We start from the raw sequence: 19697 nt of genomic DNA, 5'->3' as shown, positions 1-19697 counted from the left end.
TCTTTTGGACGCCCACAGGGGCCTCCTTTTTGGCAGGCGCCCCAGGAGGGGACGCGCTCCTTGGCTGCCCATCCGGCCGCCAAGACCGCCAGCCCAGGACCGCTGCAGCAGCCGGTCCGAAGCCATGCGAACAGCCTAACTAGGCTCGCCACGGCCGCGCTCGAAGCCGTTGATCATGGCAAAAAGACGTTTTGCCAGTTCAGACTATGTTTACAGGCGATATTTTGACCGTTTCGCCCGTTTTAAAATTTGTGAGTACATGAAGGAAAATCGAGGTTTTTCGCTTTTTAGCGCCCATCGCACACGCGGCCGGCACCACGTCCTGGCGTCGGTCGGTCGCGGAGGCTGGCTTCGGCCCGGACGAGCAGGCTGAGCTGTTCGAGGCTCTACGCGCCGGTCTGCGGCTCCCCGCGGCCGCGGCCGCGCTGGGCATGACGACCCACGCGATCTACGGCCGAGCCCGGTGGGACGCCGCCTTCGAGACCGCGCTGGAGACGGTACTCGCGGAGACGTGCCCCGCCGGCGACCTGCGCGGCCGTCCGGCAGGCGTGAGGCGGCACGGCGGGCACTGCGCGGACTGCCGCCGAGCACACCACCCGCCGCGGGGCCGCCGGCGTCGCCGTGCGACATAAGCGCGCCAGAGGCCGACCAGCTCTGTGCCAGGCTCGACGGCATGGACACACCCGAGAACCCGGAGATCGCCGCGATGCGCACGGCGTACGTGGCGCTGGTCCAGCTCGACACGACACGCCTCCGCCGGGCTATGCACTGGCTGGTGTCGAAGTTTGAAGCGGAGGACGCTGCTGCTCGGGTGACCGCGGAGGTCAGCCGCGGCAGATGATCGCGAGGACGTCGACGGGCTCCGGTCTTCCAGCGCTAGCGAGGTTTGCCGCTACGACGGCGCAGGCAGCCGCAACGACGCTGATGTATAACGTCGTGCACTGCGAGCGGGTCGTGATCCAGACTGCATCACACGCCCCGCCGAGCCGATCGAGTTACCGGCGTTGATCATGAAGACGTCTACAGTGGTTGTTGACGCGTACGCGTCAACAAGGGCAAAAGAGCTCGACGAAGCTCGCTCGATGAGCGAGCCCCGCCGAACTTGGACAGCCGGGTGACCGGCTAGTGCGGGTACAGGTCCGCGAAGCCTGTAAGTACCAGCACCACGATGGTCACCAGCCGGGCCGCCGTCACGGTCACGGAACCCGTGATCGTGACGGTGATCCGAAACTTCCTGCTGTCACGTCGTCGATCCCGACGCGAAGTCAAGATCAACCGCCTTCCCTTCTCTCCGGAACACCATCGAGCGGAGGCTCGATGAAGCCAGGGCCCGGAGTGTTCCCTCGGCTGCAGCACGAGGGCACCAGCAGGTCGGCCCCCTAAGTAGACCTGTCCCCGTGGCACGACACACGTAGACACGCGGAGTGGTACCAGCGATTCGCGAGTTGCGCCGCTGCCTGGCGGCGGGTGGCCCATCCCGACATCCCGCGGCACCTTCAGCGTGAACCCGAATCGCGGGCCTTGGTTATCAAACCGTTACGACGGTGGATCGCGGGGCTTCTAGCTGTGCAAACGTAGTTGATCTACATGATCTCTACCCCCACCGTGGGGGTGAAGATATGAGCTTTACCTATTGGGCGACCCCCGCCGCCCTTCAGGTCCCGCGATTACACCCACCCCCACGGCTACGATGACGCCGCACCACCTTCCACCAGACGCCCTACGACACATCGGGCGTGGGGACGGGGTCCCGCCACCCTCTGGCGGACTTCGAGCGGAGACCGGCTTGGCCGATCTTCATCGGAAGGAGGTGAGGGCGTTGGACGACGACGAACCCGGAGTTCCGGACGACGGCGACAAGCCCGAAAAGAGGAAGAGCCCGATCCTGGGCGGCCAGCTGGCCGGCGGGATCGAGCTATTCCTGCTGGTGCTCACGGTGATCGAGAAGCTTGCTGGCCTGACCGATCACTTCCTGAGCTGACGCGCGGGCCGTTCCTTCGTTGGAGCGGAGGGACGGCCCGTTCCAGCGTCGACGTTACCCAGCGGATGACGTCAACGCGTCACGACTGTACACCAGTGTCGAACAGGGTACGTCCCAAATCACCCGGGGGAACGACGGCGCCCTGGCGATCCGGCAAGCTGCGGACCAGGCGAAACCTGCTAGGCGACGTGAGCCCTGGCGGCGAGTTCGCGAATGCCGGGCAAGCTGGCGCCGCGGTGGTCGCGCAGGTCCCGGATGAGGTTTCGGGCGGTCGCGCGGGTGTGGACTTCGCCGGGGGCGCGGAGTTCGGCTTCGCGCAGTGCGTTGTACGCCGGGCCTGGCCGGTCGAGGGCGTGGTGGACGAGGGCCAGGTCGACGAGGTAGCGGCCTTGGCGTTCGGTGCTGGTGCCGGTGAAGGTTCCGGCGGTGCGTGCGTAGTACAGCGCGGCGGCGGGGTCGCCGAGAACGTGCAGCGCGGAGACCTGGTGGCTGGTGATGTTGGCGGTGAGCGGGCCGTGCAGCGCCCGGTGGTCGGTGAGCCGGGCCGCGGTCCGGCTGGCGTCGGCGAGGAGGTCGAGGGCCAGGTCCCGGTTGCCCGCGCGAGCAGCGCCGTAGCCGGCGGTGCACATGAGCACGCTGTAGAGCGCAAGGTGCTGCGGGGCGGCGCGGTTGCCGGTGTCGAGGTGCTCGACGGCGGCGAGTACCAGATCCTGGGCGCGCTCGTGCTGCTTGCCGCGGCGGCACACCGACGCCTTGACGCGTTCGGCTTCTGCGAGCAACAGCGGGTCGCTGGTACGGGTCGCGGCCCGGGAAGCGCGATCGGCGCTGATCCATTCGAGCCCGCTGGCGGGCAGCTTGATCAAGGCGCGGGTGATCAGCGTGTAGACCTCGGCCGCGATGTCATGTCCGCCACCGGTCGCCGACCGCGTGGCTTCGGCGGCTCGTGCGAGCGGAGGCAGGTCGCGGGCCAGCGTGAGGTAGTCGGCGCGGTCGAACGCCGCGCGGGCGGCCGTCAGTCTCCGCCGCAGTGAGGCGGCGGTCGCGGGGGCGGCAGGTGCGCCCGGTCCGAGGAGGATGGGCTCGAGGTGGTGGGCGAGCAGGGCGGCGGGGTCCGGCTCGGCGGCCGCGGTGTTCGTGGTCAGGCCGGATCCGAGCAAGCCGCCGGTGGTGGCCACCAGGAAGGTGCGGCGCCGCATGTAGTCCTCCTCGGTTGGGCTGGTGCTCACCCTAGGAGAGCGGACCGGAAGCTGCTGGGAGGCAACGCGGACGTGCAGGCCGAACGCTGTGGCGGGCAGGTCGAGCAGCTCGGCGAGACGCCGCAGCATCGCCGGATCGCGGGGCCGTCGTCGCGCTTTCTCGAAGCGGCTGATCATGCTCGGATGACACCCGAATCGGTGGGCCAGCTCGGTCTGGTTGAGCCCAGCGCGACGTCGAGCGAGGCGGATCACGGCTGCGTGGTCCTCCGCCGCGATCGCGGCGGCAAGAGCTGCATCGTCGGCACGGGTCCATCGGGTTGGCATCGGGCGCCTCAATTCCGGGACAACGCACCCAGCGTAGCCATTCGGTGACGCGCCGGGCGCCGCTGTGCCGGATTGGCACAGACGTGCCCGCTTGGCACAAACCGCTGCCGCCACACCGGCGTAACGGCTTCCCTCGAACTCGCGACTCGGGGCGCAGGTCCCCCGTGCGACGGACGGGAGCGAGCGAGTGAACATGACGCGATCAGCAGACGTGGCGGTAATCGGCGCGGGCATCGTGGGCCTGGCGTGCGCGCTGGAACTCGCGCAGGCCCGAACCTCAGTCGCCCTGGTGGCGCCGCGAACCGGCGAGCACGCCGGGCAGGCCAGCCGCGCGGCCGGAGCGATGCTCACCGTCTTCTCCGAGGTCGAAGCCGCGCACCCGCAGCCGCGGGTCGCGGTCGAAGTGGCTGAGCGGGTCGCCGCCCGCGCCGGCTACGACGCCTGGCTGGAGCAACTCGCCAACATCGCCGGCCGACCGGCCCCGGCGCTCATGCCCGGCGTCTGGGTGACCGCCAGCGTCCCGGCCGACCGCGCCGAACTCGCCGCCATCGCTGCGGCCGCCGCAGACGCCGGACAGCCCGGCCAGCTGCATTCCCCCGCCGAGGTCCCCGGTCTGCGGTCGAAGACGGTGTTCGAGGCCTTGTGGCTGCCCGGGGAATCCGGAGTCGACGCCGCCGGCCTGGTCGCCATCGCGGCGGCCGCGGCCATGGCGCACCCCCGGATCACCTGGTTCGACGCTGATGCAGCCCGCATCAGCGACAACGGAACCGGGCTGCGGATCGAACTCGTCGACGGCGAGCCGGTCACCGCCGAGCGCCTGGTCCTGGCCGCCGGCGTGCAGACCTCGGCGATCGCGCGCCGCTCCCCCGGCCTCACCTCCGACCTCCCGCCCGTCCTGGCCGGGCGCGGGGTCAGCATGGTGCTGCAAGCCGTGCCGGATCCGGTCGCGTCCCCGATCCGGACCCCGAACCGCGGCTTCGCGTGCGGCGCCCACCTGGTCGCCCGCGCCGACGGCCGAACCTACCTCGGCGCGACGAACCGGCTGAGCACCCGGCCCGAGCCGGGCCGGGCGGCCAGCGTCGACGAGATCGCCACCCTGCTGCACGACGGCGTCCGCGAGCTCAACACCGGACTCCGCGACGCCCAGGTGACCGACATCCGAGTCGGATACCGGCCCTACACCATCGACCACCTGCCGCTCGTCGGCCGAACCGCGAACCCGAAGGTGCTGGTGGCCACCGCGACGTACCGATGCGGAATCCTGCTCGCCCCCCGGGTAGCCACGCTGATCCGCACCGAACTCGAGCACCCCGGGGCCCTCGACAACCACCCGTACTCACCGCGCCGGACCATGCCCGTCCCGGACCTTGCCCAGCTCGTCGACGGCCGCGGGGACGCTCTGGTCGAACTGATCTGCCAACCCGGCGGGCATCTGCCTGGAGGCGCTGCCGACCAGCTCAGTGCCATGCTGCGCGCCGCGCTCATCCACGAGCACGCCGGTCCGGCCGCGCGCCGGCTACTCAGCAGCGCACCCGTCGAAGAAGTCCTACCCCTACTGCTCGACGTCGCCGGGCGGAGCACACCATGACGCTGCCCGCCCAGCTGATCGACATGATCACGGCCCTGCGCCCGCGTGCGCGGCTGGCCGTCGCGTTGGCCCCGGACACCGACCTCGACGCGCTCGGGTTCGACTCGCTGGACCGCATCCGGATCGCAGCCGCGCTCGAAGCCGCCTACGGCGTCCGGATCCCCGACACCGCACTCGCCGACGTCCACCGGCTCAGCGACCTGGCCGGCCTGGTCGAACACCCCGCGGCCGCCGAGCCGACCATGCTCGTCGCCCTCCACCAGATTCCCGTCCCCCGGCCCGCACTCGAACAGTTGCCCGCCCCGGTCATCCACCCAACCGCCGAGCTCGGCACCGGCGCCCGCGTCGGCCTCGGCAGCCACCTGTGGCGCCGCGTCCTGCTCGCCGACGGCGTCGAGGTCGGCGAGCAGTGCACGCTCGGCACCGACGTGCACCTCGGGCCCGGCACCCGCGTCGGTGACCGCGTCAAGATCCAGAACGCCGTGCAGGTGTTCGGCGCCACCATCCACGACGAGGTCCTGCTGTGCCCCGGTGTGCTGATCATCGAGGACAGCACACCCCGGGCCGTCACCCCCACGGGGCTCCCCCAGACTGCCGGCGACTGGACGCCGCACCCGGTGGCCGTCTGCCGGGGCGCCACCATCGGCGCCGGAGCGATCCTGCTCCCCGGTATTCAGGTGGGCGAACACGCCATGGTCGCCGCCGGGACCGTCGTCGACCGCGACGTCCCGCCTTACGCCCACGTCGCCGGAAACCCGCACCGACAGATCGGCTGGGTCTGCCGATGCGGCGCCCGGCTGGCCCGCACCGCATGCGGCTCCTGCGGCGCCCGCTACGAGCACCGCCACAGCTCCGCGGATACCTGACGTCACCAGGCCCTACGCGGAGAGTGATACGAAGGGCGGGATAGCCTGCCGTCCGTGACGACGCCCACCGCGACGCAGCAGCGCTTCTTCGAGAACTACCCGATGGCCATCCCGTCAGCCGGCGTGCTCTTCTTCGATGGACCCAGCTACGAACGTCTCCTCCTGGTGAAGCCGCGTGGCCGCCAGCGGTGGGAGATTCCCGGCGGTGTCAACGAAGCACGACGCGGCGAATCCCCCCGCGGCACTGCACGCCGCGAGATCGCCGAAGAACTCGGCCTCGACGTCGTCATCGGACGACTGCTCGGAACGGACTCGGTCCCCGAAGGCGACGACCACGCACCCATGCTCGCCTTCGTCTACGAAGGCGGCATCCTCACCCCCGAGCAGAACGCAGCCATCCGCTACGTCGACCACGAGATCGGCGAGCGGAGGTACGTCGCACCCGACCTCGACCAGCTCACCAAGATGATGGTGCCCCGGCTCGCCCGCCGCGTCGTCGCCTGCGCCCTCCACGCGCGCACCGGGAACCCCGAACCGCTCTGCCTCGAACACGGCTACGTCCCGGCGGCCTGATCCAGGCTGCATCACCTGGGCGATCGCGCAGCGGGCCGCGGGCCGCTCTCCGTCGAAGCGCCACGAGAACGCCGAACTGTATAACGTCGTGTACGTGGCGGTCTCGGTGTCGTCGGCGACGCAGCATGATGCCGCTATCCAGGCCGCATCACCGGCCTGACGCCTGATGAGGCTGGCGGGAGTCCGGCGGCGGCTCGGAGCTCGGAGGATGAGTCTCGCGGTAGAGCTGCAGCAGCCCGGCGCTGCCGGCCGTTTCCAACAGCGCCTCGACGAGCGGGTCTGCGGGCGGGGTGTGCTCGGCGTTGAGGGACGTGGCGATCTTGCCGACCGTGTCGGCTGGGATGGTAGAGGCCAGCAGCCCGTCGACCAGGCGGCGGTAGCGGGCCTGGGTGATTGGGGAGAACGCCGCGGTGAGCTCGGCTTTCCCTGTAGGCGAGCGCAGCTGGTGGCGTCCGGCCGGCGCGAGTTTGTTGTTGATATCGGGGCCGACGTACGGCATGACCGCCCGGACGATCGCCAACGTGGTGGTGCCGATCGTGCGGATGTCGCGTAGTTCCGCGTCGGGACAAGCGCTGACTTCCTCCACGAGGGCGAATCCGGCCCGATCGAGGGCGGTGTACACGCGCCCGCTGCCGCCGCCGAGGTCGATGAGCTTCTGCCGGACGGTGTCCAGCTGGGTGCGGGTGTCGGGCATCGGGTGCAGCGTCCAGCCCGTGACCTTGTCGGCGCCGTAGATCGCGCGCAACCGCTCGGCCATCTCGGACGTGCCGATGACGTGCAGGGCGCGCGTCGGCCAAGCACGGCACACCCGAGCCATACCGAAGGTCGATTCGCTGCCTCCGGCGATCTGCCAGCGCGCGCCGCGTCTGGGGTAGCTCTCGAACGCCGCCGCGATCCGGGAAGCCTCCTGCTCTGGCGAGCGGCGACGACGGGTGGCCTTGGTGGTCATGGACTGGATCTTCACTCAGCTGGATCCCGGTTCCCCAGGCGCAAGGCGCACCTGAGATGGAATTGTCCACTTTTTGACAGGTGCCGTTGGTGAATGATGCAGCCTGTATCGCAGCAGCCCCGGCGAGTAACTACTAACGGGCGGTTCATGGGTGAAAAAAGTCAAATGTGTGAAAAAGCTCCGTTCTGACGTGGAACTAGTCGATCATGTGCGAGAGTGCTGCGGGTCCGACTCAGGCGGCGCGTTATCCGGATACGGATAACGCGCCGATGTTGGTTGACGGAAGGCTGTCGGTGCGCGGCTTGCCTATGCCAGCCTGCGCTCTCTCAGGCGATTCATTCCGTTGCCGGGCCGGAACAGAGCGTTGCTCGTGGGTATTGCGAGCAGCGGATATCGACAGAACTAACAGAAGGAACAAGTTTCGTGCGCCGTTTAACCAGATTGGCCGGTATCGTCGCGGCAATAGGCGCCGCCGCCGCAGTCACCATCGGCGGAGTCGCCGCCTCGGCCGCGGCGGCGCCGCCGCCCCCGACCGGGGGCCCGGTCCAGCCGAACATCGTCGGAGGACACGCGCCCTCCCTGCAGTACCCGGCCGGTGCGTTCGCCGCGCTCATCTACGACGCCCCCGCGCACGAGATCAAGGACCATTTCACCTGCACCACCGCGCAGCTGAACGGTCGCTTCTTCACGATCGCCGCGCACTGCGTGACCGACCCGCCGCCCAGCCTCAGCGTCGAAGCCAAGGCCGCGCTGATGCGGTACTACGGGCTGGACGCCACGTCCGCGGCGGTCCCGACCGCGGACAAGAAGTTCAGGGTTCGGGTCGGTTCGCCCGATCGGACCGCCGGCGGGACCGTCGTCGGAGTGTCGGTCTTCTACGTGCACCCCGGCTGGAGCTGGGGTCAGGGCCCGGAGAGCGACGACATCGCGCTCCTGAAGTCCGACGAGTACCTCAACACCTACGCGCTGCCGATCGCGCCGCGGAAGCCCCGGCCCGGCGATACCGTCCGCACCATCGGGTGGGGCGGCACCGAGCCCGTCTTCAATGGCGAGTTGCCGACCCAGATCCAGGAGCTCACGCGCAAGGTCATCCCCGCCAAGAACTGCGTCGACGCGGGCATCACCACCCGGGACCTCTGCCTCGACAACCCCGGCGGCTACAGCGGCGACTGCAACGGCGACTCCGGCGGGCCGTCGGTCGTCGAGCAGGACGGGGTTCTCTACAACGCCGGGCCGACCAGCCGCGGCGGATCCGCGATCTGCGGCGACACGCCCGACGTCAGCACCTCGGCGGCGGAGTTCGCGATGGAACTGAACGAGGCCATGCGCGGCAACCCGCCGGTCCTGGCCCACGGCGTACCGGTTCGGTAGCTCGAACCACAACAGGTCACCGGCACACGTTCCATGACCAAGTAGTACCACTTCCTTATGTGAGTCGTTAAAGTCACTGCATCGGACTTCACACACCCGATGCGGAATCCAAGGTGCGCGGCAGTTCCTCGATTCGTCACAATCCCGAGGATGCCACCTGCGACCGCATGAGAATATGAAGGGGCCGCCTGTTACGCGAGCACCAGGCGGCCCCTTTGCAACGTCGTGCCGATCATCGGTCGCGCGATTATGCTTCGCTCGTTGCTTGATGCAGCCTGCATCAGGTCGATTCACGATTCGCCCGTGGAATCTCTTCGACGTCGTACTGCGTCAGCTGGACGTGCCGGGCGCGGGACGGGTCGTTGTGCGACCGTGGCGTGCACGCGGCAAACGGGCCGTTGTCTCCCAGCAGCTCCTTGAGCATCGGGTCGAGGTGGTCGCGGTGCCAGACCGACAGCCCGATGCCGGGCTCGGCGGCCAGCTCCTGCCACGCTCGGTGGCAGCCGGCGAAGCGGGCCCAGGCTTCGGCGTGGGCCCACCAGCGGCTGCACCAGCGCATCCCGGGGCGTCCGAGCGGCCGCAGGTACACCGGGAACAGCGTGGTTTCCAGCCACGTCAGCAGTTCGGCCGGGTCCCACTTCGGCGGTGGCGGCTTCTTGCCTGATCCAGCCTGCATCACGGCCCCGCTTGGCGAATCCGCTCGGCAAGCTCGAGGCGGGTCTCGTCGAGCGACTGCTGGACCACGTCGCGGTAGGACGTCTCGTACCAGGGAACCAGCCTGACCAGCACCGGCCGGCGGCCGGTGGCCAGAATCAGCGCGGTGCCCTTCGGCAGCGCACGGACGGAGTCCGGCGGCAGGATCTCCCGGTGGTCGGTGCTGGTGGTGTCCGAGCGGCCGCCGGAGCTGTGAGTGGTCGAGTGCTGGACGACGTCGGCCCGGCCGACGGCCTGGGAGATCCGGCGGAGCAGCCGTTCGTCGTTGAGGCCCGCGCCGAACACGGTCACCGTGGTGGCGCCGAACAGCATCTCCATGCCGACCTCTCCCCACACCTTCACGCCCTGGGCCCACGACTGCAGGATGGCGCTGATCGAGACCCCGAGCCCGCCCGAGTAGGACACGACCTTCGCGAGGCGGTCCCACGGGCAGATGTTCCCGACCTCGTCCAGCACCGCGGAGACGGGGACGGGCAACCGGCCGCCATGCCGTTCGGACTCGATCTGGCAGGTGTCGAACCACTGGTCCAGGAATCCGGCCAGCAGCGGCGCGGCCGCGCCAGCGGTGTCCTTGGACATCAGGTACATCGTGTCGCTTGAGCGGACGAAGTCGCGCATGGAGAACTCCGGCCGGCCCGGCTGCGGGGTGACCCACTGCAGGACGGCCGGGTTGCGCAGGCAGCTCGCCCCGGTCCGGGCGGTCTGGTAGACCGAGTCCCGCGTCTCCGGATGCAGGAAGATCATATTTTTCAGGCTCTCGGCGACCGAGCCGAAGCCGTGATCGTCGAGCAGCTGGACCGGACGGTCGTCGGTGGAGGCATTGAGCCAGCGCCACACCTCCCGCAGCGAGGAGCCGCTGATCGACGCCGCGAGGAACAACGCCGAGAGCAGGTCAGCAGCGGAGTCGGCCCAGAACCGGTCTCCCCCGTTCGGGACGATCGCTTGGACGAACTGCGCCGCCAGCTGCCGCGCGGTTTCGTCGTCGCGGACCAGGCGCAAGGGGTTCCACCAGAACTCCTGCGGGGCCAGGGTGACCTGCTGCGGGTCGAACCGCCACACCCGGCCCAGCCGGGCGCGGTAGCGGCTCGTGCAGTTGTAGAGGTCCGGCCGGTTCGCCGTCGCGACGACCGCGCCGGGGGCGGACAGCACCCGCGGCACCGCCCGCGCCGTGGTCTTCCCCGACCGCGGCGCCATCCACGCGATCTCGACGTCTTCCCAGCCGGAGCCGATCTCGGGCCCGGACGGCAGCACCACGCCGAGCACATCGCGGACGTCCGGCCGGCTGCCCGGCAACGCGGTCAGCGTCGGGTGCAACCGCGCAGTTTCCGCGGCGCGGGCGCCCGCGGTCATGCCCTCGATCTCCGCCCGCCGGTTCACCGCGGCGGCCTCGGCCATCCGCCGGCGCGCGCCGAGCTGACGCCGCAGGAGCGATACAGCCTGCATCGCCACAGCGACCGCGCCAAGCAACAGCACCCCGAACACGATCAGCGCCGGAATCCGCGGCGAGGCCGGGTTCGCCGCGACGACGTCGCGGACCGGGCCCACACCCAACTCGAACGCCGGTGGTGACCAGCCGTGCCCGATGATCACCGCGACAACGCCTTGCGCCACCCACAGCAGCCCGGCCACGAGCTCGAGCGCGACGACCGCGCCGATGCACAGCCATCCGGTCAGCAGGTCGCCGCGCTGCCCTGGCGACGTCGTGCTCATCGCCACGCCTGATCGGTCTCGTGGAACGGCTGCTCCCGCTTCGGCAGCCGCATCCGGACGGGGAGTCCGAGCCGCTCGCGGGGTTTGATCATGAACTTTCCCCTGCCCGGGTGCTGGGTTTCGCCGTTCCACGTCGGCGGGGCTGCCCACGACCGGATCAGCGCGCTCTCGCTCGCGCTGAAATGCATGATCGACGCGAGGTCGTCGAGTTCCGAACGCGGCAGAGCCGCGACGATCGCGGTGGAGCAGCGGGCGACCATGCCCCGGGCCTTCGCCCGGTCCTCTTCGGTGGGCAGGGCCCGGAAGTCGTCGAGGCTGTGGGTGGCCATGATCGACTGGACGCCGCGGTGACGGCCGAGGCGGGTTACCTGGTCGGCGAGCTCGACCATCCCGGGGCCGCCCCTCAAGACCCGCCAGATCTCGTCGAAGAACTGGACCCAGGTGCGGCGGGCGCCGGTGACCTGCCCGGCGTCGATCAGCGCCGCCGACCAGCCCCACGCGGCCAGCATCGCGATCGCCACGGCGGCTTCTTCCGCCCCGTCGGCGAGCCGGGACAGGTCCAGGCATGCTCCCGGGCTGCGTGGATCGATGGTGAACGTGCTCTGGCCCTCGAACAGCCCGGCCAGTGGCCCCCGCAGCATCAGCTGCAGCCGGACCAGCAGCGGCCGCAGCAGCCGCCGGACCTCGGCGGCGTCGGCCGCGTGCAGGGGCGCCTGCACTTCATCGGGCGCTTCCTGGAGGATCGTGAGCAGGTCCGACAGCGTCGGGGTGTCCAGGGGACGCCGGCGGTCGAACAGCTCGTAGGCCAGCGCCAGGCCGAGCCGCTCGGAGTCGTCCAGCGGCTGGCCCGAGCTGATCGTGAGCCCGCCTTCGGTCAGCGCCAGGGCGCGGGCCTGGATCTCCTGCTTGAGCCGGGCCCGGTCGGCGACCGGAACTTGGTGCAGGACGCCAGCGAGCGGGCCGCCGTCGAGCAGGTTGATCCGGTGCAGCCCGCGGCCGAGGGTCACGCACGTGCCGCCGAGGGCTTCGACCAGCGCGCGGTGCTCGCCCTTGAGGTCGGCCGGGACCATTACACCGACGCCGAAGGCCGCCAGGCCCCACAGCAGTCGGCGCCCGATGGTGGACTTGCCGGTGCCCGGCTCGCCGGTGACGTAGATGCCCGTGTTGGTGACCAGGCCGCGCCGCAGGTACTCCCCCGCGTCGAAACTCACGGGCTCGAGGGTGATCTGGTGCACGCCCATCGGGACGCCGAAGTCGGGGACGCCTGCCGAGAGTACGAACGGGAACAGGCCGCAGACCTGCTCGGTGGAGCCGACCCATCGGGGCAGCTTCGGCGCGATCGGTGCCCGGCCCGCGCCCGGTAGCCGCCAGCCGAGCGCGGGCGGGATCGGCTTGTCCCGCGCGGCGATCCATTCGGCGGGCAGCGCCGGTTCCGGGGCGCGGATGCCGCGGTTCTGCTCGGCGGCCAGGCGGGCGGCGGCGTCCTCTGTGGATGGGACGGCGGTGATCGCCGACTGGGCAAGGTCGTCAGTCGGTGATGCAGGCTGCATCGGATCCGATGCAGCGTTCGCCACGGGCCGGCGAATCACTTCGACCGTCCCGGTGTGCGAGCGGCGAGTTCGTAGGGGTCGACTCCGACCCCGAGGGTCGCGGCGAACCCGAGCAACTGCGCCCCGTACATCCGTTGCAGCCGTAACCGGGCGCCCCGCGCGCGGTTCTCGAGGTCGGCGCACGCTGCTGGCAAGTCGGATTCGGCCAGGGTCGTGACCGTCACCAGGATGCTCGGCTCCCCCAGCCCTGCCCCGCGTGCCTGTTCCACCGCCGTCGCGGAGGCCAGGGCGGCATCGACCTGTTCCCGTACCGAAAAGTCTCTGCGTGCCTTGCGGGCGGCGGTCCGGCGGACCGCCGCGGCCTGCAGCTCGGCGTCGACGACCGACGCGGCCAGCGGCGCGGGATACGGGCGGTATAGGAGCATGACGCGCCGCGGCCACGCGCCGGGGGCCATCAGCCGCCGCAGGACGTCGTGACGGACTCGGGCGGCCGGCAGTTCGCGCAGCGCGTACGTCACCGACCAGCCCGAATCGTGTTGCAGGTGATCCCATTCCTCGGTTGCGGCCTGCGGTCCGGCTTGCTGCCAACTCACCTCCGCTTCGCCGGTCTGGTCGCGGTCGACCTGGCCGCGCGCATCGGGGTCGAACGCGGCGCGCATCCGGGCGGCTGTCCAGCCGGGCGTGGCGCGGCCGAGCACGCTCACCCCGCCGGAGCTGAGGCTGTCGACGATGCCGGTGAGCGCCACCGAGGCCTCGGCGGTCGCCTCGGCCATCGTGGTCGGCCGGGACGGCAGCTTGCGCGGATCGAGCGTCACCGCCGCCCACACGTGCATCTCGGCCGTCTGCGCGGGCAGCTCGGCGAGCACGTCGTCCATCAGCCGGCGTGCCAGCGCCGGGGCGTTGTCGGCGGTGTGCTCGGCGACGTAGTCGCGCACGCGCGACACCGATGAGGGGGCGGTGTCCACCACGATCGCCACCGATCGCACGCCCGGCACGTGGCCGAGCGCCGCCTGCCACGCACCGAACGCCGCGACCCAGCCGTTCGCCGCGGACTCGTCGGCCAGCAGCGTGCCGGTCGACCCCAGCCGGACCTGTGTGGTCAGGAAGCCGCCGCGGCGATCCCATACCCACCCGGCCGGGGCGCCGGTGGCCTGGCGGACGGCCAGCAGTTCCAGCGGCGCCAGCGGGCCGGGCAGATACGGCGCCCCGGCGACCTTCGTGACCAGCTCGGAGCGGTAGGAGGTCATGCCTCGGCGGTAGGCGCGGTGCCAGACCCAGCGGCGGCCCAACAGCACCACCCACGGGGTCCCATCGGAGCGAATCACGACCGCGAGAACGACCAGCATCCCGGGAACGGCGGTCCATAGCCCGGCCATGGTGTCGAACAACCCGACCACCATCGGCACGCACAACGCACTCAGCACCCACGCCAGTTGCCCGGCCGGCAAGCCCATCACCTCGAACCCGCGCCGTCGGCGCCAAGCTCCGTACGTTCTCACCATCGCAAGCCTCCGCTGGTGATGCAGGCGGCATCACCAGCTGCCCTGGCCGTCATGACGACGGCTCATCCGTGTGGTCTGCCTCGGCCGCCAACGTCTCGGTCGGCGCCTGCCCGCCGGAACTCGGCGCGTCCGCGGCCGCCGCCGCGCCGCCGGTGGCAGCCGTCGCCGCGGCGGTTTCGGCCTCGGCCCCGGCAGTGCCGCCGGTGCCGGGCGCCGGAAACGGCGCGGTCGGCACGTCGTCAGACCCCGAGTTCGGGCCAGCCTCACCGCCGGCGCTTTCGGAACCAGCGGTCCCCATCGGGGTGTCACGCCCGGCGCCGATGCCCGGCGGGCCGCCTCCCATCGACTGCGTGTGGGCGAGGACTTCCTGCCCGGCCTGCGAACCGACCTCCCCGGGACCCTGATCGCCGGGACCGCCGTCGGGCGGGCCCTGTGTGCCCGGCCCCTGGTTGTCGCCCCAGCCCTCAGCCTGACCACCCGGTTGCCCCCCACCGCCGGGACGACGAGCCAAAAAGAGCCCGGCGATGCCGGTGGCGGCCGCGAGGGCTCCGCCACCACCGCCGGGCATCGGTGCGGAAATCCACGAGAACAGCCGGACAAGAGCGGGCAACGCGATGATCGCCATGAAGATGATCACCACGCCTTCCAGCATCACCAGCAGCGAGCCGCCTTCAGAGATCGTGACGAATCCGGCGACGTAGATGAGCGCGCCCGTGGGTTTATAGATCAAGATCGCGATCGACCAGGTGAAGACCCGCTTGGTGGAGTCGGTACGGCCCTGGACCGTCGAGGCCGCGGCCGCGAACGGCAGCGCCCCCGCCAGCAGCACCAGCGCCGCCGAACGGAACAGCATCAAAAGCCACTGCACGAACGAGATCAGGATGCAAAATAGGCTGATCAAGATGATGCCGAAGGCGCCGGTGTAGCTGGCAGTCGCGGCCTGGGCGAAGCGCTGGCCGAAGTCGGCGCCGGCATCGGTGATGATCCACGCCGAGAAGGCGTCACCACCGGCCTGCAGAGCAGCGAGCAGGCCCACGCCGGCTGTGGCCACCACCAGGAAGGTCACGATGTTGATCGCGAGGTTCACCAGCGGCTCGCCCCGGCGGGCGATCGCGGTTTTCGCCGCCGCCAGGATCACGCCCGACATCAGCATGATCACCGACAACGGCATCGTGTACTGCTGGATCCGCGCGATCGCCGGAGAACCGAAGTCCACACTGGACTGAAAGGTCCACCATCCAAGGGAGACGGTGATCAGCTGCCCCGCCGACTGGCCCGCCGACTCCGCCGCGCTCTGCAGCGCCGAGCCCGCGACGTTCTTCGCGCCGTCGGCGACCAGGTCGCCGGTCCACTCGACCACCTGACAGGCGCCGTGGCTGAGCAGATTGGCCCAGATCGCGCACATCCGAGTCCTCCCCTCTTCGTCAGCCGGCCAGCGTCAATCGCTGACCCGGCATCGCGGTGAACCCGGGAGGAACTGCCTTGACCTGCTGCCCGGCGCCGGTGGGGACGACCAGCTTCCAGTCCCCGCCGATCCAGCGGACGTGCAACGTCCCGGTGATCAAGGCCTTCAGGCGCGGATCGGTCCGGTTGGTCAGCCGCCCCACGATGTCGATCCGGACGTCGTCGGCGGTGTTGGTTCCGGCGAGCCGGTAACCGATCACCAGCGGCACCGGAGCGCCGCCCCGCCCCAGTGCTTCGCGGTAGGTGTCCTGGGTGGCCGCCAGGTACTGCATGACCTCGCCGGTGGTCTGGCGCGCGATGGTCGGGCGGAACATCTCCTCACCGCCCGCCAGCCCGCTGCTGCGGGCGGCGATGTTCACCGCGGCCAGGACCGCGCCCGGCAGGTCGTGGGTGAAGCCCTCCGCCAGCGGCCCGGCGTGCTCGCGCGGGCCGTGCTCGGCCGAGAGCGGCACCTGGGTGCCCTCAAGCTGAGACCAGGTGAGCGGGCCCCACTCCAGCTGGTCCGGCACAGCCGGGGCGTCCTGGGGCGTCGCGGCCGGGGCGGGGGCGTCGTGCTGGCCGACGTAGACCAGGGCGGCGACGAGCAGGCCGACCAGCAGCACGGCCAGGCCGCCGAGCACGAGAGGCCAGCGGCGGCGCGGAGCCTTGTCGTTCCAGGGCATCGCGGTCACCGCCCCGCGGCCGCGAGCAGGCCGCCGATGATGCCCGCAGCGCCGACGATCATCAGGATGGCGCCGATGACGTAGGGCACGCCGAGCATGCCTTGTGCGGCCATCTCGGAGCGGTTGCGGCGGCCGAGCGCCATCATGATCGCGCAGATCAGAAAGCCGACGAACACCGACACGATCCCGGCATACTTCATCGCGGAGATCACGAAGTCCCCGAACCACTCCATGCCCCGCGGCGCCGCCGGTGGCGGATTCGGGACCGAGAACGAGGGTGCGGGATCCGGGCTCAAAGGGTCGTTGAACTGCGTAAGCCGCATTAGCGTGTCCTCTTCGGTGAAGGCATCGGCGCGAGGCCGAACGCGGCGCGGAGCCGGTTCGCCGCCTTGAGGGCCGGGCCGGTCGGCGGGGTCAGACCCCCGGGGCTGGTGCAGGCCCGCCACGCGGGCACGTAGGGCATCCGCAAGACCGCGCGGGTCACCGGGCGCATCAGGATCAGCAGGGCCCGAGAGTCCGGCGGGGGGCGTCCGTGGCCGTCGTCGACGACCACCAGGGCCGGGCGGATGCCGAGCCGCGACAGCAGCAGCAGCGCGTTGCTGGCCCGGGTCATCGCCTGCAGCGGCACGCCGGTCACCAGAACGTCCGGCGTCGGCAGCGGGCTGAGCACGTCGGTGCGCCAGGTGCCGGCATCGTGGGCGTCGAGCATCCACGCGACCGCGCTGGTGCCGACGTTGCCCGAGGCGCCTACCACGACCAGCGGCTGCGGGCGGGGTGATGCCGCCTGCATCGGCGCGGGTGATGCAGGCGGCATCACCGCGCGGGCCTGCACCGCGGTCATCGGCTCATCCGCACGGCCGAGGGCATGAGCCCGGGGCTGTCGGGCCGGTAGGCCCGCTGCTGGACCGTTTTGCCGTCCTCGGGGGCCTCGACCAGCTGCCCCGGGGTCACGACCAGCGCGACGTGGTGGATTGATCCCGGGTCGCGGGTGTCGTTGGCCCAGAACAACATGTCGCCGGCGATGACGTCGGCGATCGGCACGTGGGTGCCGCCCGGCGCTTCGTACTGGGCCCGGCTGGTTCGCGGCAGCGTGATGCTCGGCGCGAACGCGAAGAGCATCAGCCCGGAGCAGTCGAAGCCCGGCGAGCTCGGCCCGCACGGCGGCGGCGAAGATCCGTCCCCGCGGGTCGGGCCGTCGGTGGTGCCGCCGCCCCAGCAGTAGGGCATCCCCAGCTGCGAGAGCGCGCGCTGCACTGCGGCCGGCGCGTCGACGTCGTGCGGCGGGACGCACGGATCCAGCACGTCGCCGACCTGACCGTGCACGCCCGCGACGATCTGCGCGGCCTCCTGCTCACGCAGGGCGTAGCGGTCCGGGAAGCCTGAGCGCTGCACCGCCTGCGCGGCCGCACCCGGCGGCATCGATTCCCAGCCAGGAAGCGCGACGAGCGCGTCGAGGAACTTGCCGGTCGCGTAGACCGGATCCATCACCTGCTCGGGCGTGCCCCACCCCTGGCTCGGGCGTTGCTGGAACACCCCGAGCGAATCCCGGTCGCCGTGATCGAGGTTCCGCAGCTCGGACTCCACCAGCGCGGTCTCCACGGCGATGACCGCGGCTCGCTGCGGCAGCTGCCGCTGCCCGACCACCGCCAAGATCACCTGCACGATCCCCAGCTGGTCTTCGGTCAGCACGGAGTCGGGCAGGTGCTTGACCGCCCGGGCGCCGTCGCAGCTTGAGCCGGTGGCGCTGCTGGTGAACACGACGGTGACCAGCGCGGCCGCCACGGCGATCAGCGCCAGGACGGCGGCGACGGCGGTGAGGACGCGTCCCATCGCTCACCCGCCCGCCACGGCGACGTCGACCAGCCACCGGCCATCGACCAGGCTCATCCGCCGGTCGTCCCGGAACGGGCTCGACACCAACCCGTCGTCGCTGATCACGACCCGCTTCGCGGTGATCGCGACGTACACGCGGCCATCGCCACGCGGGCCGTCGGTCAGCCAGACCGAGAACGTCGAGCACGTCGCGGACTCGTGGGCACCGACGACGTCGCGTTGCCACGCGTCGGCCGGCGTCGGCACCAGCGCCCGGCCGGCCTCCGGGGTCATCAGCTCCCGGGCCCGCGCCTCGCGGGCGCCGAACGGGTCCGTCCAGGACCAGCCGCACCAGCGAGCCGCCCAGTCGCGCGCCACCGCCACGGCCGGGTGCTCGGTCGCGCTGCTCGGCGGCGAGGTGGTCCCCACGGTCGGAATAGGTGATGCAGGCGGCATCGGCGCGGTCGTCGAGGCCGGCGACGCGGCCGTCATGGCGGCGCAGCCAGCCAATGTCAGGGCGCCGAAAATGCAGAAAAACGGCAGCACGAAACGCACGGCGGACTCCCCCAAGTGTCGACCGCTGAGCGGCCTTCCCCCAGGTCACGCCCACGCGGGTGCGCGAATGTTTGCTGTAGTGTCATTCGCTATCTTGAGCGTAAGCTACATCCGTCGTTTGTCAACTGAAGGCATCATCTGCCTGATGGGGGACCCTCCGATGACCCACCCGCAGCACCAGCCGCCCGGCCCGCCCGCGTGGCCCGACAACCAGCCGTACCGGCCGCTGAACTACCCCGGCGCCGTCCCGCCACCGCCCCCGCCGAAACCGGTCGGCCGGCGCATCGCCATCGCCGTCACCGGCCTCGCTGTCGCGACCTTCGCCGTCACCGGCTTCGCAGCGCCCGGCTTCCTCCTCCACCACGACGATCCCCGGCCGGCGGCCGCCACGGCACCGGACAGCACGAGCGCCAGGCCCACGGCACCGACGACCAGCGCCGCGGCCAAGACCACCATCCACATGGGCAGCCCCGAACAGCTGGACGCGGCGAAGAAGCTCATCGCGAAGTTCGTCGACGCGCTCAACCACGACGACGCCAAGGCCGCCGGCCAGCTCGCCTGCCCAGAATCATCGAGCATCCTCGGGGGCCAGCTGATCGTTGCCGTCGAGGCGCCCACCGACCTCAGCGTCGCCGACGCCGAGCCGGAGTGGGAAGGCGCGGGCTACATCGGCGTCAAGGTGAGCGGCACAACCAACCAACGGCAAGTCGCTGGCGAGATCCTCGCGTGGCAGCCGCTCACCCGGCCCGAGCTGTGCGTGCGACGGCTCGACCTCAAGTGGTAACGGCTGATCCAGCCTGCATCACCACCCGGGACCCGACCCGTAACAGGCCTGGCGGCCGCCGCGTCTTCCCGGTCAGCGGCACGCGCTGCTGACCGG

General features: G+C 70.8%; 19 protein-coding genes. 7 read left to right on the top strand and 12 right to left on the bottom strand.

From position 1 onward, the window contains the following. Positions 1 to 673 precede the first annotated feature (673 nt). Both ACYVLJ_RS46365 and ACYVLJ_RS46360 read left to right on the top strand, forming a co-directional pair. On the top strand, positions 674 to 841 hold the full coding sequence (locus tag ACYVLJ_RS46365) for a hypothetical protein (protein ID WP_460443513.1): 168 nt from the start codon (positions 674 to 676) through the stop codon (positions 839 to 841). A 978-nt stretch (positions 842 to 1819) separates the two neighbouring features. After that, complete coding sequence (locus tag ACYVLJ_RS46360; protein ID WP_460443512.1) at positions 1820 to 1981, top strand: hypothetical protein; 162 nt, start codon at positions 1820 to 1822, stop codon at positions 1979 to 1981. A 179-nt stretch (positions 1982 to 2160) separates the two neighbouring features. Here the strand turns inward: ACYVLJ_RS46360 and ACYVLJ_RS46355 are convergent, their stop codons facing one another. Continuing rightward, positions 2161 to 3501: a helix-turn-helix domain-containing protein gene (locus ACYVLJ_RS46355; RefSeq protein WP_460443511.1), complete on the bottom strand. Its 1341-nt coding sequence runs from the start codon at positions 3499 to 3501 to the stop codon at positions 2161 to 2163. A gap of 193 nt (positions 3502 to 3694) precedes the next feature. Here ACYVLJ_RS46355 and ACYVLJ_RS46350 point away from each other — a divergent pair, with 193 nt between their 5' ends. Genes ACYVLJ_RS46350 through ACYVLJ_RS46340 form a run of 3 tightly spaced genes read left to right on the top strand, consistent with a single transcriptional unit; the run spans position 3695 to position 6528 of the window. Beyond that, positions 3695 to 5089: an NAD(P)/FAD-dependent oxidoreductase gene (locus ACYVLJ_RS46350; protein ID WP_460443510.1), complete on the top strand. Its 1395-nt coding sequence runs from the start codon at positions 3695 to 3697 to the stop codon at positions 5087 to 5089. Next, positions 5086 to 5955: a phosphopantetheine-binding protein gene (locus ACYVLJ_RS46345; RefSeq protein ID WP_460443509.1), complete on the top strand. Its 870-nt coding sequence runs from the start codon at positions 5086 to 5088 to the stop codon at positions 5953 to 5955. The genes ACYVLJ_RS46350 and ACYVLJ_RS46345 overlap by 4 nt, the downstream gene beginning before the upstream one ends. A 54-nt stretch (positions 5956 to 6009) precedes the next feature. Next, positions 6010 to 6528, top strand: coding sequence for an NUDIX hydrolase (locus ACYVLJ_RS46340; RefSeq protein WP_460443508.1), 519 nt, complete (start codon positions 6010 to 6012; stop codon positions 6526 to 6528). Between the two features lie 148 nt (positions 6529 to 6676). Here the strand turns inward: ACYVLJ_RS46340 and ACYVLJ_RS46335 are convergent, their stop codons facing one another. After that, on the bottom strand, positions 6677 to 7477 hold the full coding sequence (locus ACYVLJ_RS46335) for a hypothetical protein (protein ID WP_460443507.1): 801 nt from the start codon (positions 7475 to 7477) through the stop codon (positions 6677 to 6679). A 423-nt stretch (positions 7478 to 7900) separates the two neighbouring features. On the opposite strand from ACYVLJ_RS46335, the gene ACYVLJ_RS46330 reads away from it, so the two are divergent. After that, a complete protein-coding gene (locus ACYVLJ_RS46330; protein WP_460443506.1) occupies positions 7901 to 8848 on the top strand; it encodes a S1 family peptidase in 948 nt (315 codons plus the stop codon). 280 nt (positions 8849 to 9128) lie between these two features. Here ACYVLJ_RS46330 and ACYVLJ_RS46325 read toward each other — a convergent pair whose 3' ends face one another. The 10 genes from ACYVLJ_RS46325 to ACYVLJ_RS46280 are packed head-to-tail and all read right to left on the bottom strand — an operon-like array spanning position 9129 to position 18691. Next, on the bottom strand, positions 9129 to 9524 hold the full coding sequence (locus ACYVLJ_RS46325; protein ID WP_460443505.1) for a DUF4913 domain-containing protein: 396 nt from the start codon (positions 9522 to 9524) through the stop codon (positions 9129 to 9131). Beyond that, positions 9524 to 11272: a type IV secretory system conjugative DNA transfer family protein gene (locus ACYVLJ_RS46320; protein ID WP_460443504.1), complete on the bottom strand. Its 1749-nt coding sequence runs from the start codon at positions 11270 to 11272 to the stop codon at positions 9524 to 9526. Before ACYVLJ_RS46320 ends, ACYVLJ_RS46325 begins: the two co-directional genes overlap by 1 nt. Further along, positions 11269 to 12822: a hypothetical protein gene (locus ACYVLJ_RS46315; RefSeq protein ID WP_460443503.1), complete on the bottom strand. Its 1554-nt coding sequence runs from the start codon at positions 12820 to 12822 to the stop codon at positions 11269 to 11271. The genes ACYVLJ_RS46320 and ACYVLJ_RS46315 overlap by 4 nt, the downstream gene beginning before the upstream one ends. Positions 12823 to 12857: 35 nt before the next feature. Further along, complete coding sequence (locus tag ACYVLJ_RS46310; protein ID WP_460443502.1) at positions 12858 to 14324, bottom strand: SCO6880 family protein; 1467 nt, start codon at positions 14322 to 14324, stop codon at positions 12858 to 12860. Positions 14325 to 14373: 49 nt separating this feature from the next. Next, on the bottom strand, positions 14374 to 15729 hold the full coding sequence (locus ACYVLJ_RS46305) for a hypothetical protein (RefSeq protein ID WP_460443501.1): 1356 nt from the start codon (positions 15727 to 15729) through the stop codon (positions 14374 to 14376). 19 nt (positions 15730 to 15748) lie between these two features. Next, positions 15749 to 16450, bottom strand: a complete 702-nt coding sequence (locus tag ACYVLJ_RS46300) for a hypothetical protein (protein ID WP_460443500.1) — start codon at positions 16448 to 16450, stop codon at positions 15749 to 15751. A 5-nt stretch (positions 16451 to 16455) separates the two neighbouring features. Next, positions 16456 to 16773 (bottom strand): hypothetical protein, encoded by a 318-nt coding sequence (locus ACYVLJ_RS46295; protein ID WP_460443499.1) that lies wholly within the window; start codon positions 16771 to 16773, stop codon positions 16456 to 16458. Next, positions 16773 to 17291: a hypothetical protein gene (locus tag ACYVLJ_RS46290; protein WP_460443498.1), complete on the bottom strand. Its 519-nt coding sequence runs from the start codon at positions 17289 to 17291 to the stop codon at positions 16773 to 16775. Before ACYVLJ_RS46290 ends, ACYVLJ_RS46295 begins: the two co-directional genes overlap by 1 nt. Next, on the bottom strand, positions 17288 to 18280 hold the full coding sequence (locus tag ACYVLJ_RS46285; RefSeq protein ID WP_460443497.1) for a C40 family peptidase: 993 nt from the start codon (positions 18278 to 18280) through the stop codon (positions 17288 to 17290). Before ACYVLJ_RS46285 ends, ACYVLJ_RS46290 begins: the two co-directional genes overlap by 4 nt. Before the next feature lie 3 nt (positions 18281 to 18283). Then, a complete protein-coding gene (locus tag ACYVLJ_RS46280; RefSeq protein ID WP_460443496.1) occupies positions 18284 to 18691 on the bottom strand; it encodes a hypothetical protein in 408 nt (135 codons plus the stop codon). A gap of 271 nt (positions 18692 to 18962) precedes the next feature. On the opposite strand from ACYVLJ_RS46280, the gene ACYVLJ_RS46275 reads away from it, so the two are divergent. Then, positions 18963 to 19601 carry a hypothetical protein gene (locus ACYVLJ_RS46275; RefSeq protein ID WP_460443495.1) on the top strand — a complete coding sequence of 213 codons (639 nt, stop codon included), beginning with the start codon at positions 18963 to 18965 and terminating at the stop codon, positions 19599 to 19601. Positions 19602 to 19697: the final 96 nt, after the last annotated feature.

Source organism: Amycolatopsis stemonae (genome assembly GCF_054781455.1).
This window is presented reverse-complemented; position numbering and strand designations above follow the sequence as displayed.